The sequence below is a fragment of the Paenibacillus sp. O199 genome, assembly GCF_001636635.1.
Taxonomy (GTDB): Bacteria; Bacillota; Bacilli; order Paenibacillales; family Paenibacillaceae; genus Paenibacillus; species Paenibacillus marchantiae.
This window is the reverse complement of the sequence record NZ_LGRP01000011.1, coordinates 25577-41763: the sequence shown is the minus strand read 5'-3', so window position 1 is coordinate 41763 and position 16187 is coordinate 25577. Positions and strand designations below refer to the sequence as shown.

The 16187-nt window shown below is 46.6% G+C and carries 15 protein-coding genes; 12 read left to right on the top strand and 3 right to left on the bottom strand.

Annotated elements, in window-relative coordinates:
* Window positions 1–312 precede the first annotated feature (312 nt).
* From A6049_RS17785 to A6049_RS17765, 5 genes are all read left to right on the top strand, one after another.
* Window positions 313–1413, top strand: a complete 1101-nt coding sequence (locus tag A6049_RS17785; RefSeq protein WP_063565958.1) for a Gfo/Idh/MocA family protein — start codon at window positions 313–315, stop codon at window positions 1411–1413.
* Between the two features lie 11 nt (window positions 1414–1424).
* Window positions 1425–2315 carry a carbohydrate ABC transporter permease gene (locus A6049_RS17780; RefSeq protein WP_063565957.1) on the top strand — a complete coding sequence of 297 codons (891 nt, stop codon included), beginning with the start codon at window positions 1425–1427 and terminating at the stop codon, window positions 2313–2315.
* Window positions 2316–2327: 12 nt separating this feature from the next.
* Entirely contained in the window at window positions 2328–3161 is an 834-nt protein-coding gene (locus A6049_RS17775; protein WP_053784043.1) for a carbohydrate ABC transporter permease, read from the top strand.
* A gap of 70 nt (window positions 3162–3231) precedes the next feature.
* A complete protein-coding gene (locus A6049_RS17770) occupies window positions 3232–4575 on the top strand; it encodes an ABC transporter substrate-binding protein (protein WP_063565956.1) in 1344 nt (447 codons plus the stop codon).
* 253 nt (window positions 4576–4828) lie between these two features.
* A complete protein-coding gene (locus A6049_RS17765; RefSeq protein WP_063565955.1) occupies window positions 4829–5857 on the top strand; it encodes a LacI family DNA-binding transcriptional regulator in 1029 nt (342 codons plus the stop codon).
* A gap of 59 nt (window positions 5858–5916) precedes the next feature.
* Here A6049_RS17765 and arr read toward each other — a convergent pair whose 3' ends face one another.
* The gene (gene arr, locus A6049_RS17760; protein WP_063565954.1) at window positions 5917–6333 is read right to left on the bottom strand and encodes an NAD(+)--rifampin ADP-ribosyltransferase; all 417 of its coding nucleotides are present in this window, start codon (window positions 6331–6333) and stop codon (window positions 5917–5919) included.
* Between the two features lie 242 nt (window positions 6334–6575).
* Window positions 6576–7481: a helix-turn-helix transcriptional regulator gene (locus A6049_RS17755; protein ID WP_063565953.1), complete on the bottom strand. Its 906-nt coding sequence runs from the start codon at window positions 7479–7481 to the stop codon at window positions 6576–6578.
* 187 nt (window positions 7482–7668) lie between these two features.
* Here A6049_RS17755 and A6049_RS17750 point away from each other — a divergent pair, with 187 nt between their 5' ends.
* From A6049_RS17750 to A6049_RS17740, 3 genes are all read left to right on the top strand, one after another.
* A complete protein-coding gene (locus tag A6049_RS17750; RefSeq protein WP_063565952.1) occupies window positions 7669–8310 on the top strand; it encodes a carbohydrate-binding family 9-like protein in 642 nt (213 codons plus the stop codon).
* 50 nt (window positions 8311–8360) lie between these two features.
* On the top strand, window positions 8361–9203 hold the full coding sequence (locus A6049_RS17745) for a sugar phosphate isomerase/epimerase family protein (RefSeq protein ID WP_063565951.1): 843 nt from the start codon (window positions 8361–8363) through the stop codon (window positions 9201–9203).
* A 62-nt stretch (window positions 9204–9265) separates the two neighbouring features.
* Window positions 9266–10276, top strand: a complete 1011-nt coding sequence (locus A6049_RS17740; RefSeq protein WP_063565950.1) for a Gfo/Idh/MocA family protein — start codon at window positions 9266–9268, stop codon at window positions 10274–10276.
* Window positions 10277–10647: 371 nt separating this feature from the next.
* Here A6049_RS17740 and A6049_RS17735 read toward each other — a convergent pair whose 3' ends face one another.
* Entirely contained in the window at window positions 10648–12294 is a 1647-nt protein-coding gene (locus A6049_RS17735; protein ID WP_063565949.1) for a bifunctional metallophosphatase/5'-nucleotidase, read from the bottom strand.
* A gap of 284 nt (window positions 12295–12578) precedes the next feature.
* On the opposite strand from A6049_RS17735, the gene A6049_RS17730 reads away from it, so the two are divergent.
* The 4 genes from A6049_RS17730 (at window position 12579) to phnE (A6049_RS17715) (ending at window position 16174) form a co-directional block, all read left to right on the top strand.
* On the top strand, window positions 12579–13529 hold the full coding sequence (locus A6049_RS17730; RefSeq protein WP_400347545.1) for a phosphate/phosphite/phosphonate ABC transporter substrate-binding protein: 951 nt from the start codon (window positions 12579–12581) through the stop codon (window positions 13527–13529).
* A 181-nt stretch (window positions 13530–13710) separates the two neighbouring features.
* Window positions 13711–14511, top strand: coding sequence for a phosphonate ABC transporter ATP-binding protein (phnC, locus tag A6049_RS17725; protein ID WP_063565947.1), 801 nt, complete (start codon window positions 13711–13713; stop codon window positions 14509–14511).
* On the top strand, window positions 14508–15371 hold the full coding sequence (gene phnE, locus A6049_RS17720) for a phosphonate ABC transporter, permease protein PhnE (RefSeq protein WP_090807798.1): 864 nt from the start codon (window positions 14508–14510) through the stop codon (window positions 15369–15371). The genes phnC and phnE (A6049_RS17720) overlap by 4 nt, the downstream gene beginning before the upstream one ends.
* Complete coding sequence (phnE, locus tag A6049_RS17715; RefSeq protein ID WP_063565946.1) at window positions 15368–16174, top strand: phosphonate ABC transporter, permease protein PhnE; 807 nt, start codon at window positions 15368–15370, stop codon at window positions 16172–16174. The genes phnE (A6049_RS17720) and phnE (A6049_RS17715) overlap by 4 nt, the downstream gene beginning before the upstream one ends.
* Window positions 16175–16187 lie beyond the last annotated feature (13 nt).

Sequence of the window (16187 nt, the reverse complement as noted above, 5' to 3'; positions counted from 1 at the left end):
GAACATGAGTATTCATAACTGGAATAAAATATTTGCCGCAAATAAAAATGAATTCAAATTAAAGTATATGATAATACAACAAAAATGTAAACGCTTAATTTATGATGAATAAAGAGTTATACTGTTTAGTAGTATATAAAATACAGCGCAAATATGTTGCCGCAAAATTATTTAAAATTTAGCCAAAATCAATTGACAAGGAATAAAAACTATTTTACTATCGTTACATAGTCACAGTCCTGTTAGATTTATTAACATCGAATTGGCTTCATGGCATTTGCCGCAAATTTACGAGCAACGGAGAGTGTAAGCATGGGGAAGATAAAAATGGCTTTTATCGGTGTAGGAGACATGGGGTCACATCATTGCATTGGTTTTGATTTGCTCGAGGAGAGTGAGGTTCGTTATATCTGTGATATGAATGAAGCCAATGTGGCACGTACGCTGGCTGAACTCAAGAATAGCAACCCCACCATAGTTAGCGATTATCGTGAACTGCTTGCTAAGGAAGATTTGGATGCGGTGGTTATCAGTGTTCCGAACTATTTGCATCGCGAAGTGGCAGTCGCTTTTCTGGAAGCTGGTAAGCATGTATTTCTGGAGAAACCGGTTGCCCATACCATTGAGGACTGTGATGCCATTATAGAAGCGGCGGAAGCCTCGGGACGGGTATTGCAGATCGGATTGGTTTATCGATATTCGAATCTGTATCGCCGAATGGAGAAGGAATTGGAGAACGGACGTCTTGGTGACGTGAAATTGATGTGGTGCAAGGAATTCCGTGACCCGTTCCCGCCTGCGGATTGGTTCTATGACAAGACCAAGTCTGGGGGAGCGATTGTAGAGAAGGATTGTCATCACTTCGATATTTTCAACTGGATGATCCAGGCGAAGCCTGTCCGCGTGTTTGCCTCTGGAGGCCAGCATGTCATGAAGCAAGGAGAGCCCAATCGGATTCAGAATTCATACAGTCACTATCCGACGAAAGAAATTTCGGATACCTCCATCGTCGACCATGCATTTATCACCATTGATTATGATAACGGTAGTAAGGCCAATCTGGGCTTGTGCATGTATTTGAAACCGCGCAATCTGATGGGAGAAGGGCTTGAGATTGGCCTGATCGGAGAGAACGGTGGCCAGATGGTTGCCCGTAATGACAAGACGATTGACATCGTTGGCGGGCAGGACTGGACGAAGGACCATCTGGAGATTGATGTGACCTCGGATTCCATTATGGGTGGACACACGGGTGGACAGACCCAACGCATTGATTTTCTGAAATGTGTAAAGGAAGGCAGAAAGCCTTTTGCTAGTGCGCAGGTTGGTCGTAACGCGTTGCTTATTGCCCTGGCGGCAGAGAAATCCATTTTGGAAGAACGGTACGTCTATTTAGAAGAAATTTCAGGCTGAGGGGTGTCATCATGAACAGGTTGAGGAAATATGACACACTGCTGTTTTTTCTCTTCATTTTGCCTTGGATTATCGGATTTATCACCTTTTTCCTATTTCCTTTTGGGACTTCGGTTTTCTACGCCTTTACGGATGCGAGACTTCCGGGAGCGACCAACTTCAACTTTGTCGGCATTGATAATTTTACGCACATGATGGATGATCCCATCTTCTTGAAAAGCTTGATGAACACGATGTATTTCGTTGTATTCGGTGTTCCGATCGTAACGGCAGGTATGCTGGCTCTGGCGATGCTGCTTAATTTCAATGTCAAAGGTATTGCCTTGTTCCGCACTTTCTTCTATTTACCGACCCTAGTGCCCATTGTGGCAACAGTTATTATCTGGCGGCTGGTGTTCAACTCCGAATTCGGCATCCTGAACGCCGGACTTGGCGCGCTGGGTATAGGCAAAGTGGACTGGATTGGCGGGGAGCATACGATCAAGCCGGTCATCATCATGCTTCAAGTCTGGATCTCGGGCAGTGGGGTTCTGATCTTCCTGGCTGCACTGAAAAATGTACCCAGACATTTGTATGAAGCTGCTGCCATTGACGGTGCAAGCGGGATTCGCCGATTTTTCCAGATTACACTGCCGATGATCAGTCCTTCCATCCTGTTTGTCATCATTATTCAGACGATGTATAACTTTCAGATGTTTACGGAAGCGCTGCTGCTATCTAAGGGTGGTCCGAACTACTCTGCTTATACGTTTGTCTACAATATTTACAAGTCGGCCTTTACCGATCTGAAATTCAGCATGGCGATGACGCAGTCGATTTTCCTGTTCGCCGTGATCTCGCTTGTCACCCTGATCCTGATGAAAGTATCAAACCGCTTTGTGTATTACGAGGGAGAACGATAGGAGGAGAGTTACATGAACAGCCGAAAAATAGCGGTAAAAGCGTCCCAATATACCATGCTGATTGTAGCATTAATGCTGTTCGCAGGGCCTCTTGTATGGATGCTCTCGACCATGCTGAAAACCAAAGCGGAAACCTACAAGGTACCTCCAACCATCCTGCCAGACACATTCAGTCTGGAAGCCTTTGAACGGTTGTTCGCTGTGCAGCCGATGATGTGGCAGTGGATTCAGAACTCATTTATCATTTCCTTTTTTGTTGCGGCGGGAGCGGTGGTGTCCAGTTCACTTGTCGCTTATGGTTTCTCCCGTTTTGCAACCAAGTATCGGAATATTCTGTTCCCGGTTGTACTTGTTACCTTAATGATCCCTCCATCCATTATGATGATTCCCTCGTACGTTCTTTTTTCCAAACTGAACTGGATTGATACCTGGTTGCCTCTCATTGTGCCAGCCTGGCTCGGAGGCGCCTATTATATCTTCCTGTTCCGACAGTTTTTCATGACCATTCCCCAGGAGCTGGACGAGGCTACATATCTGGACGGCGGCAATCGCTGGACGGTATATGCACGAGTCATTATGCCGCTGTCCAAACCGATTATTATGACGACCATTATTTTTGCCTTTGTGAACTCTTGGCTCGATTTTCTGGGGCCGTTCCTGTATATCAAAAACCCAGAAATGTTCACGCTGAGTGTGGGCTTGCAGCTGCTGATTGGTCAGACGAGCCAGGATTTACCGGCGCTCGCTGCGGGTGCATTTATCAGTATTGTACCTATCGGTCTGCTGTATCTGTTTGCACAACGTTATATCGTCGAGGGGGTGGTGCTTACGGGCACCAAAGGGTAGAGTGGCTGCCTGCTTTCCGGTTTTCAGGTGAACAGGACTTATTGATATGACTTAAAGGGGAGCTGTGTATATGAGAGCGAAGAGTAAACGGCTATTCAATGTTTGGGCACTTGTACTTGCTACAATGGTGGTGATCAGTGGATGTGGAAACGGGGGATCGTCCGAAAACGCCGACTCTTCTGGTTCCGGCGGCAGCCAGAGTGAACCTGTAACAATCACATACTCCCAGTGGGGGACGGCAGAAGAGCTTCATCGTACACAGGAACTGTTGGATCAGTTCATGAAGGCCAATACCGATATTAAGGTCAAACTCGAAGGCAAGGATTGGGGCAGCTACTGGGACGGACTGACAGCGAATGCAGCAGGGGGCACACTTCCGGACGTGTTCAAAACGAGTTATGCATACGTGGAGAAATACGCCGAGCTGGGCATTTTCAAGGAATTGGACGGCTTGCTCGCGGAAAATCAGTTTGATCTGAACAATGTGGACAAAAGTCTGCTCGGTCTTCACCAATATCAGGGCAAACAAGTATCCTTGCCTATCGATGCCAACGTCATCGTATGGTATTACAACAAAGCGATCTTTGAGAATGAAGCCACGAACCCTCATAAAGCTCCCGTTCCATCGCTTGAGCCAACTTGGGATGAAATTACCGACATTGCAACCAAGCTGACGCTGGATAAGAACGGGAAAAGCGCAGACGAAGCGGGTTTTGATGCCGGAAACATTGTGCAGTGGGGCTTGTCCATTTCACCGGGATCAACGATGGATTGGTTTCTGGAGCCAGAGCTGTGGTCCAACGGAGCGAAGCTGGTGAATGACGATGGTTCCCTTGCGCTTGAGACACCTGAAGCGATGGAAGTGCTAAACTATTTTATCGATATGACCAAAAACAAAAAGATTAACACCACACCTGCACAGATTGAAGGTTTAGGTGGACAGGTGAATCTTGCGATCACTACATCCAAAGTAGCGATGAATCCGGGTGGCAGCTGGAATACAACCAACTACCAGGAGGCGGGCGTGGATTACGGTATCTCCTATCTGCCGAAATTCAAAACCAACCAAACCGTTGTTCAGCCAGCAGGTCTTGCCATCAGCTCCAATACAAAGTATGAAGAGGCAGCTTACAAGCTGTTGGCTTGGCTAGCAGGTCCGGAAGGACAGACAGAACTGGCGAAGCAGGGATACTCGATTCCCGCGAACAAGGCCGCAGCGGATGCTTATATTGCCACTGTAGGTGAAGATAATAAAATCTTCCTGGATGCGCAGCAGTATGGCATTGTATCTCCCTTTACAACCAAGAAAACCGATCTGGTCTGGACGTATGGTGAGCAATCACTCAAACTTCCACTTGCCGGAGATGGTGATCTGAACGCAGCGCTTAAGGATTTGGCCTCCAAGATGCAATAAGCAGATAAAGAGGTGGCAATGCTTCATACGTTTTCTTAAAAAGAATTAAAATCGCGGCAGTTATGGGGGACAGCAAGCTCCCTGACTGCCGCTATTATTTTATAAAAGACTGTGCCTGTGCACCATTTCATTGACTTCTGTCCAGTAGAAATATAGAATTATATTTGCCGCAAATTTGTGTTTGCAGAGATGAAATTGCCCCAATACGAATGGGGTTTAAATACATAGGTTGAGGAAAGGTGGGGGACTTCACATGGCAAAATTGAAGGATATTGCAGACCGCGTTGGTGTATCGATCTCTACCGTTTCACGTGTGATGAAGAACGATGTCAATCGATCAGTCAGCGATGAAACCCGCAAAAAAATATGGGACACCGCTGAGGAACTGGGCTATCGTTCACAGCGTCCGGCCAAGAAGAAGAAGGTCCAGCCCAAAACGGCATATGCGATCGGCTGTGTGGTGGCTATTCCCCAAAATAAATACAACAGTCCTTATTTTTCAGTCATTATGGAAGGGATTGAGAAGCAGCTTGCTGAAGCAGGCATGCGCCTGGAATTTGTGTATAGCATCGAAAACGATGGGGATATTGTTCAGTTGCAGTCTCTGGTGAAGGAACATCAGATTGATGGCATGATTGTGGTGGAACGGATTGATCCGGAAGCCTATCGCTGGCTTAAGACCAATGTAAGGACTGTTGTGGGTGTGGATATTACGGACCCCGACATTCCGGTCGTCGGTTATGATCGTGAAGAGGCTGCGAGGGAGGCAACGAATCATCTGATTGCCCAAGGTCATCGGATCATTGCTTACATTGGCGGAGCAGAATTCAAGAATGATTTTCTGGAGGAAAAACGATTTCTTGGTTACCGGCGTGCCATGACGGATGCGGGATTACCTATTGATCATGATTGGGTGATCGATGTGAAATGGGATGTTTCTCTGAGTTATGAATTGACCAAGCAGGCATTTACCAACAATGCGAACAGACCTACAGCCATCTTTGCAGCCAGTGATATGATGGCAATTGCGGCCATGCGTGCTGCAACCGAACAAGGGCTCCGCATTCCGGAGGATATCGCCTTTTTTGGGGTAGATAATATTGAAATATCCGAATTCACCTCTCCCCCGTTGTCGACCATTCATGTACCCAAGCTGGAGATGGGTATGTTCGCGGTTAAACAGCTGCTCGATTATCTGGATCATCCATATGAAGTGGCTGTCAAAATGATCGTCCCGTACCGCTGCATATTCCGCCAGTCTTCCAATGGCAAAATAGAGTAGCTTTCAACCAAAGAGTTCCCTTGTCCAGTTTTGGGCGGAGGGAACTTTTTGGTTGAAAATTAATCGTAGATCACATTTTTCCCTTCTTCACTTAATTTTTTTAAAGATGTAAGCATATGATTTATCTCTTCATCGGAGTGTCTCTCCCATAAAGCTAATTCAGCTACTATTTTTAGAGGTGATTTAGATCTGTATGAGCGTGTTGGGTTGCCGGGAAATTTTTTATCAGTCAAGTTAGGATCATTTTCAAAATCTCCTAATGGTTCTACAATGTAGATTCTTTCTTTGGCATTCGTTTTGGCTAATTCAGCACCCCACTTGGCAGCATTTAATGTTCCCGTAAAGTAAATATGGTTAGATTTTTTATCTTGGTAATTGGATAAGTATTGCGGTTCTAATAAATCTCCAATGTTCAGTTCTGCTTTAGTACCATGAAAAAAGGGTCCATTATCTAAGACATTTTTTTGGTCATCCATACTGATGCACCTCTTTTTTTAGATTTGTATTAAGCAGTATAGTGTAGGAATCGCCAAAAAAACAGTCTATAAAAAACATATAAATAACGGTACAATATAAGTAGAGAGAATGATATTGAGCGGAAATTACCTATATAGGCTGAATTAAAGGTTATGGTTTGACATGGGGAAATGAACCAGATGTCTTAACGTTATTTCAAAAAGCATGGAGCAGACTGGAAATTTTGCAGGCTGCTCTTTTTTTATAACATTTTGGACAACTTCCGGTATTCCCTGGGTGAAATGCCTTCATATTTGCGGAACATGCGGCTGAAATAATGAATATCTGGGTAACCGCTTTGCACACCCACAGCCTCAATGGAATAATCCGTTTCCCGCAGCAGTTTGCGTGCCTGGCTTAGGCGTATGGATTGAATATATTCGTTGGGAGGCATGCCCGCAACCTGTTTGAACAATTTGGCCATGTGATCCACACTCAGGTTCAATTGTTTGGCGATACTCGAATTGGTCCACGGGTCGGAAGGGGCGGCCTCTATACGTTTCATGATTTCGAGCAGCTTATCTCCGTGTACCGAATCATGGCGTGACGAACTTCGCCATGATGAACGCAGCAGATGGGTCAATATTTGCAGCATCAAGGCTTTGCACACCAGTTCATATCCCGGTGGGCGCATCGTAAATTCATGTACCAATTGCTCCATAAGCTGCACGGCAGCTGGAGAAGGGGTATACACCGGGTTAATAGATAGCGGCGTCATGCCCTCTGCGCACGCCTCCACTGCGAATTTGTGGTGCAGAACAGTCTCTTCGTTAACAACCATATCTGCCTCGGTCTGAATGGTCAATTCGTTGAAGAAATCAAAATGAATGCCAATGAAACGTGCTTCCGGGCTGGAAACCACCTCATTCTGATGATAGACACCGGCAGATAGCAAGATTAGCTGACCTGCCTTCAAAATATGGTGTTTATCCTTCATATAAGTTGCAGCTTCACCTTGAGAGACGTACAGAAGTTCAAAATCATACAAACGCCGCTTTGCCAGCTTGCCGGGAGGAAGGCTCTGGAACTGAGCATAATGCACGTTTGGAGACCAGTCCTTGTAAGTGACGGTTCGTTGCAGAGGATATACCGCTTGCTGGAGAGACATAAATTCCATCTCCTTTTTCAATGAGATTGGCACAAACAGATTTAATTAAAACTGAACGGAATTGTGCAAATAATCTCTTTATCTCCTAAATAAATGATTACGTAAAATATTTATAATATATGTATTATCACATGTTCTTACGAGAGAGACAACATCACGGATTAAGCTAAAAAAGGAGAGGATTCAGATGCGCTCTCTCCCTGTGGAACGGAGCACGAGTTATTGCTGCGAATCACTCAGGTCAGTTGCACAGAGTGGATTCCCCTCGACTGCGGATTGGGAACGATGTGTTCCAGTGGAGCTGGTGGACACGGTAACAGGCAGGCCACCTCATCAATCCACAGAAGTCCGTTTTGGCTGGAGTCCCGAATATTTGCATATTCGCTTTATATGCCAGGATGATCACGTTGTATCTGATTTCACGGAAAGGGATCAGCCATTGTATGAGCAGGATGTGGTTGAACTGTTCATCGATGAACAGGGCGATGGCAGGAATTATATCGAACTGGAGGTCAGTCCGCACAACGTAATATTTGATGCACTCATTCACAATAACAGCGAAGGTTCCGAATTGAAGGCAGATGTAACCTGGCAGCTGGAGGGGTTGCAAACGGCTGTAGAAGTGGATCGTCAGGGCCATCGGGTGTATTTGATCCATATTCCAGCGAGTAACTTCAAGTCGCCCCTGACTAAAGGCGTATGCTGGAGGGTCAATGTTTACCGCATTGATGAGAATATGCAGGGAGATCGGGAGTATCAGGCATGGCAGCCCACGGGGGCTGTAAACTTTCATTTGCCTGCCCGATTTGGTCATTTTCAATTAGGATAGCGATGCGATGCTGAAGAACAGGTATTCATATTTTGAAGGAGGGTATTCGGATGGAAAAAGGGATTAACATATGGTCGTTTCCAGGAGATGCCTCTATTGCGGATTGTATTCAGACGGCGAAGCAAGCTGGCTTTGAGGGGATTGAACTTTCGCTTAATGGAGAAGGCGAGCTGAGTCTGTCTGCCACAGATCAGGAGGTTCGTGATATTCAGGGACGTCTCGAAGAGGCCGAACTCGGAATCGCGGGACTTGCAACCGGATTGTACTGGGATTACCCGATGACGAGCGCTCGTCCAGAGATCCGTACGAAAGCACTGGATGTGTGTAAAAAACAGCTGGAGCTTGCCGCGGCATTTGGTGTGGATACCATTCTGGTCATTCCAGGTGCGGTGGGTGTGGACTTTATTCCAGACAGCGAAGTAACGGATTATGAAGTTGCTTACGAACGAGCGCAAGAAGCCCTTGCGCATCTGCTGCCGTATGCGAAAAGTGCCGGAGTATCGATTGGTATTGAGAACGTATGGAACAAATTCTTGGTGTCACCGCTAGAGCTGCGTACCTTTATTGATTCTTTTAGCTCAGATTATATAGGTTCGTATTTCGATGTGGGCAATGTGGTGCAGAATGGTTACCCAGAGCAGTGGGTTCGCATTCTTGGTCACCGTATCAAGAAAGTGCACTTCAAGGATTACCGGCGTCAAGCGGGAGGGCTTCATGGATTTGTGGATCTGCTGGCTGGAGATGTGAATTATCCGGCGGTGATGCAGGCATTACAGGCCATTGGTTACGACAACTACGTGACTGCCGAGATGATTCCGCCATACACTCATCATTCGAAGCAGATCATATTCAATACATCCAAAGCGATGGATGCCATTCTTGGACGTTCTTAGGAGTAAGTACAGATAACAACGTTTATACGATATATAATCTATTTTTTGTGGGAGGTAAAAACATGTTGAAAGTGGGATTGATCGGATTTGGGTTTATGGGACGTATGCATTTTGATAACTATGTACGCCTTGCCTCAGAAGGGGAACCCGTGGAATTGGTAGCCATCTGCGATCTGAGAATAGAGGAACTGAAGAACGGTAAAGCAGCCGGCAATATGGCGACAGAGCAAGAGGTATATGATCTCACACCTTATCGTTTGTACGACAACATCGACGCGATGCTGGAGCAAGAAGAACTGGATATCATTGATATTACGCTGCCTACGCCACTGCATGCTGAACTAACTTGTTCCTTGCTGGAGAAAGGCATCCATGTGCTGTGTGAGAAGCCGGTTGCACGCCATTCGGCGGAAGGCTGGAAGATGGCACAGACGGCCAAAGCGACCGGGAAAACACTGATGATTGGTCAATGTTTACGCTTCTGGCCAGCCTATGCGTATCTGAAATCCGTAGTAGAAGACGGGCGTTATGGAGCGGTCAACGCAGGTTATTTCTTCAGGGGTTCAGGTTTGCCTCAAGAGTGGTTTTTGGATGGGGAGAAAAGCGGTGGCTGCATATTAGATATGCACATCCATGATGCGGATATTATTCACTGGGTGTTTGGCAAACCGGATCAAGTATCCACGCTGGCTCGCAACGTCATTCCGGGAAGCGGCTATGATACCGTGTCGACCAATTATGTATACCCTGACGGAAAAGTACTGAATGCCCAAGCTGACTGGACGCTGGGGGGAGACTACGGTTTCTCGATGACCTATCGCGTTAATTTGGAGCAGGGCAATCTGGTCTTTGAGAATGGTGAGCTGAAAGTAAATCCGAACGATGCTCCCGGTTTCGTCGCTGAGCTGTCACCCGACTCGGGATATTACCACCAACTCAAATATTTTATCCAATCTGTTCAAGCAGGTACGCCTGTATCTGTATGTACACCGGAAAGTGCAACAGGTACACTTGAGTTAATTGAAGCGGAGATGCGCTCGGCGGATGAGCGGGGGGCATTGGTTTCATTATAATAGAAAGAGCAGAACCTGTGATGCAGGTTCTGCTCTTTGCATTTCTGAAGTAGTACGGTCTTTGAAAAGAGAGGATTTATGAATTTATTTATATTCTTTTAAACTTTCGTTATTCATTGCGCGTTCAATTTCGGCAAGTCTACTATTAATTCTCTTGATCTTATTATTCATAGTAATCAAAAAGTAAACTAGAGATATAATGCCTATAATAAAAACGAATTGAATTATAGTTGCAGACCATATAAAGCTCATTCGTACACCTCCCGAATTTCTGTTGATTAACTATAATTATACATAATTTGGGAGGCGTACGATGAGAAAATTAATTTTATGATCTTGTGGTAATGATTTTACTCTTTCAATTAGAGTAATTACTCAGTACGACCAACAACCCGCCAGTTATTCGCCTGCTCCACTGTTAGTGGTTGATGTCTGCGAATATAATCCTCCACCAGTGCCGCCATATCCGTGGCGCCTTCATGAAGTACCTTTTTGCCTGGATACATCGCATAATCACCGCCACCTGCTGCGCGATAACTGTTCATCACTACAGAGTACGTCGCGTCCATAGCAACAGGTATGCCCTCACGTTCCAGCTTCACCACACGACTTCCCACAGGTTTGGAGATATCCAGCTCATATTCGACGCCCGCCCACATGTCGTAATTATAATGCTGTGGTTTCGGCTGCATGTAAGCAGGATTAACGACAACTTCGCCTGATGTCTCCACTTCAAAGTAACGCGCCGTTTGTTCTAATGCATCCCGAATGTCCTGACCACGAAGCTCCAGCACCGTCAGTGTATTAGGATAGATAAAGTTAGACAGCACATCCCGAACGTTAATGAGGGAACCGAAACCGCGGGCCTCTTCACTGAGTAATGCGGTATTCGATATTTGTGCTCCCGTTGCTTCCATCTGCACCTGATGTACAAAAGCAATAAAGGGATGCGCCGCAAGCCGCAATGCGGCAGGATCGGTGATGGATAAGTCTCCGGCCACCTCGCCAATCGGCTGGTCCAGCCATGCCTGTGCTTTTGCTTCCAACTCATCCGTCAGTTTCATAACAGCCGCATCGGGCTGTACATCACTATTTTCATCCAAGAGCAACAAGCGAGCCTGTTTTCCGGCAATCTGCCACTTTCCATTCGATAACCGGTCCAACTGGGTGGATACATGACCTACACCGTTCCCACTAAATCCAGGCTGAACCACGGTCACACCATGTATTTCAGCGGTAAGCTGACGGTGTTGATGTCCGGTAAGCAGAACGTCAATCCCTTCAATGTCACGGCAGATCGCGTACGCCTGATTTTCCCCGGTTAACCGCTCAGCAGGTTCGCCTGTCTCCAGATCACTCTCAAAACCACCATGATAACTGACCACGAGCACATCCGGCTGTTCATGTTCACGAATATAGCCAACCCATGCACGAATAGTCTCCATAGCATCAAGGAACTGTAAACCTTCTATGTTTTTCGGATGCTCCCAATTCGGAATATAGTGCGTCGTTGCGCCCAGCAAAGCAATTTTAACGCCTGAAGACAAGGTTTTGATCAGATAGGGAGGACCGAAAGCGGGAATGGCTGCTCCAGTAGGTGCAGTGTGTAGTACCTCTTCGTCAGGCTTTCCTTCATTAACAATATTTGCGGATAGCCAAGGGAAATGGGAATCTTCAATTGCTTTACGCAGCAAGTCCTGGCCGTAGTTGAATTCATGGTTGCCCATTACGGCAGCATCATAGCCCAGTTCATTCAGAACATTAATGAAGGGATGCACTTCGTGATTCGAAACAAAGGAAGCAGCATATGAGGCCAAAGGAGAGCCTTGCAACAGATCACCGTTATCCACGAGCAGCAGTTCGGGTGAACGATCCCGTTCACGCCGGATCAGCGAAGCAAGCAAAGCAAGTCCGGCTGGACGATAGGCATTGGTGTTGTAATGTATGGGACGAATGGCCCCATGAAGGTCACTGGTTACCATGATGTCGAAGTTTGCCGTAGTTGTTATGGATGTCATTTTACAATCTCCTCTAAATATATAAGTTTAAACATATCAAATCACAGGTCATTCTAGCGGCAGAGTACAAGGGAATCACCATTTCTACTTGGATTATCAACCGTAATGAGGCTATTCTAACAGATCAAAGCCGCTCTGACAGCCTGACAGGAAACTTTACAAAACTCCAAATTTCGTTTCACATCGCGCAAATAATTGACGACTATAGTAGACAAGTAATGAAAAATAGAAACTCTTTGGAGGGTGTTCGCTTGAAGAAGTCTGCTTTATTTTTACCATTGTTGATTTTGGTTCTGTTTCTAAGTGCTTGTGGGTCTAACAGTAGTACAACAGGTTCGGCTAACGGGGCTGATACGAGCTCGAATTCATCCAGTACTGACACGGCAGAGACAGACAAAGCCGCTGAAGGTTATGTGCCGACTGAGCTGACTGTACAATTCGTTCCATCACAAAATGCAGATACACTCGAAGCCAAAGCAAAACCGCTCGAGAAGCTGCTGGGTGACAAATTGGGTATCCCGGTGAAGGTCAGCGTATCCACAGACTACAACACAATTATTGAAGCAATGGCTTCCAATAAAGTGGACGTAGGTTTCCTGCCTCCGACGGCTTATGTACTTGCCAAAGAAAAAGGCGCAGCTGAAGTTATTCTTCAGGCACAACGTTTTGGTGTAAATGATGAGACTGGCGCTCCAACTGAGGAACTGGCAGATTCGTATAAATCCATGATTATTGTGAAAAAAGACTCGCCGATCCAATCCGTTGAGGATCTGAAAGGCAAAAAAATCGCTTACCAGAACGTAACTTCTTCTGCAGGTTATGTATGGCCGGCAGCCCTGTTGCTCGACAGAGGCATTAATCCTTTGAAAGATGTACAGGCAATCACGGTTAAAGGCCATGACCAAGGTGTGCTGGCAGTGCTGAACGGCGACGTTGATGCCGCAGCGATTTTCCAGGATGCTCGTAACACTGTAGTGAAAGACTACCCGACTGTATTTGAAGATACGCGTGTACTGGCGTTCACTGAGCCGATTCCTAACGATACCATCACAGTACGTACAGACATGAATGCAGATTGGACAGCGAAGATCAAACAAGCATTCATCGACATCGGTAAAGATCCACAAGGTCACGAAATTATCAAAGAAATCTACACACACGAAGGTTATGTAGAGTCTGATGACAGCAAGTTTGATATCGTTCGTGAGTACGGGGAGAAAGTAAAAACCGAGTAGTTCTCTGTTCAAGAAATATCGTAATGGATTGATCGCATTGTATTGCATTGATTATCTTTTCATTGGATAACTTCATCGGTTCAGCGGGCAGGCCAGTTCAGCGTGATACACGCTGCGCTGGCTTGTCCCATTACAGCGTGACCCTGCGAAATACCATATTAATGAAAGAAGGATTACAGCCATGATTGAGCTTCACAACGTAACGAAAACATATGCTAACGGCACCAAGGGCCTGAATAATATTAATCTGAAATTTAAACAAGGGGAATTCATTGCCGTAGTTGGTTTGTCTGGTGCGGGAAAATCGACGCTTCTGCGTTCCATTAACCGACTTCATGATATCAGTGACGGTGAGATTTTGATCAATGGCAAGTCGATCACGAAAGCTCATGGCAAGTCACTTCGCATGATTCGCCGGGATATCGGTATGATCTTCCAGAGCTTCAATCTTGTGAAACGTTCCAGTGTGCTTCGTAACGTGCTTGCTGGACGCGTGGGATATCATTCCACGATGCGTACCATTCTGGGCCGTTTTCCCAAAGAAGATACAGAACTCGCATTTGGAGCACTGGAACGGGTAAATATCGCAGAAAAAGCCTATTCCCGTGCTGATCAGCTGTCCGGTGGGCAACAGCAACGTGTGGCCATAGCGCGAGTACTTGCACAGGAAGCCAAAATCATTCTGGCAGACGAGCCTGTCGCTTCACTCGATCCACTAACAACGAAGCAGGTAATGGATGATCTGAAACGCATCAACCAGGATCTTGGCATTACAACGATCGTGAACCTTCACTTTATCGACCTAGCCAGAGAGTATGCGACCCGTATTGTTGGATTGCGTGCTGGCGAAGTGGTGTTTGATGGTCCGGTATCCGAAGCAACGGATGAGCGTTTTGCAGAAATTTATGGCAGACCTATTCTGGCAGACGAGCTGCTGGATAAACAGGCTGTACAGGAACAGCGGGGAGAAGTTCTGGTATGAAGCAACCCGTAAACGTATCGATAGATGGATCATTGCAGAACGAATCAGGAAAGGGAAAGCGTCCTGGAACAGGTTCAGGCTCGGCTGTCCACCGTCCCAAACCACCAGGGCGTACCAAACATCTGCTCACGCTAGTGATCATTCTGTTGCTTTTGTGGGCAAGTGCCAGACAGACCGATGCCAGCTTCAGTGAGCTGTTTGAAGGTTTACCCAACATGCTGGATCTGCTGCGTGAGATGTTCCCGCCGCGGTGGACTTACTTTGACAACATCATTCAGGGCATGCTGGAGACGATCCGTATGGCTCTGATCGGTACAACGATTGGTGCGATCATCGCAATTCCGGTCTCGATTATCTGTGCAGGCAACTTAATGCCTAGCCGTTGGATCTATTATCCAGCCCGCTTTGTGCTGAACCTGATCCGTACCGTGCCTGACCTGCTACTTGCGGCACTGTTCGTTGCTGTGTTTGGACTGGGACCGATTCCTGGTATATTGGCACTCGCCGTCTTCTCGGTGGGACTGATTTCCAAGCTGACCTACGAAACGCTGGAAACGATTGATCAGGGACCGCTCGAAGCGATGACGGCTGTCGGCATGAACCGGATTCAACTGATTGTTTATGGCGTGGTGCCACAACTGGCCGCCCAGTTTACTTCCTATGTACTGTATGCCTTTGAGATTAATGTACGTGCCGCTGCGATTCTCGGATTGGTTGGAGCTGGGGGCATCGGACTGTATTATGAAGCAACACTTGGATTCCTGGAATATGACAAAACGAGTGTAATCATTCTGTTTACCCTTGTCATTGTTCTGATCATTGATTATGTAAGTACTAAGCTGCGGGAGAAATTGTTATGATGAAAAATGAAACAAGCGTAATCCGGCGCAAACCACGGAAGAACCCGCTTCGCTGGGTCATTGTAATCTTGCTTATACTTGTGTACGCTTGGGCACTTGCCGGTGTACCGTTTACCGGTTTGAAGGAAACGGCTGGTCAGATCATGAAGGCAATTGTCGCCGGGATTTTCTCCCCGGATTGGGACTTTGTTTATCTGCCTGAGGGTGAAGATTTGCTGCGAGGATTGCTGGATACACTGGCGATCTCGGTGCTGGGTACCGTCATTTCCGCTGTACTGTGTATCCCGTTTGCGTTCTGGTCTGCCCGAAATATGAGCAGCTTCCGTCCTGTATCGGGTACGGGCAAAATGGTGCTCAGCTTTATCCGTACGTTCCCGGAGATTATTATGGCTTTGCTGTTCATCAAGGCGGTGGGTCCGGGTTCCTTCGCGGGTGTACTCGCCCTTGGGCTGCATTCCATCGGGATGCTTGGTAAACTGTTCGCTGATGAAGTGGAAAATATTGATTATGGTCCTTCTGAAGCGTTGCTCGCTTCTGGGGCGACTCGCATGCAGCAGCTGTGGTTTGCTGTACTGCCACAGGTTTTGCCTGGATTCCTTAACTACACGTTGTATAGGTTCGAGATTAATGTGCGTTCCGCAACCATTCTGGGGGTTATCGGGGCAGGAGGGATCGGTACACCGCTGATCTTTGCACTCAGTACTCGGAACTGGCCGCGAGTAGGGATTATCTTGCTGGGTATTATCGTAATGATCACGATCATTGATCTGATCTCTGGCTACATTCGCAAGAAGCTGGTATAGAGAAGTAAAGGTA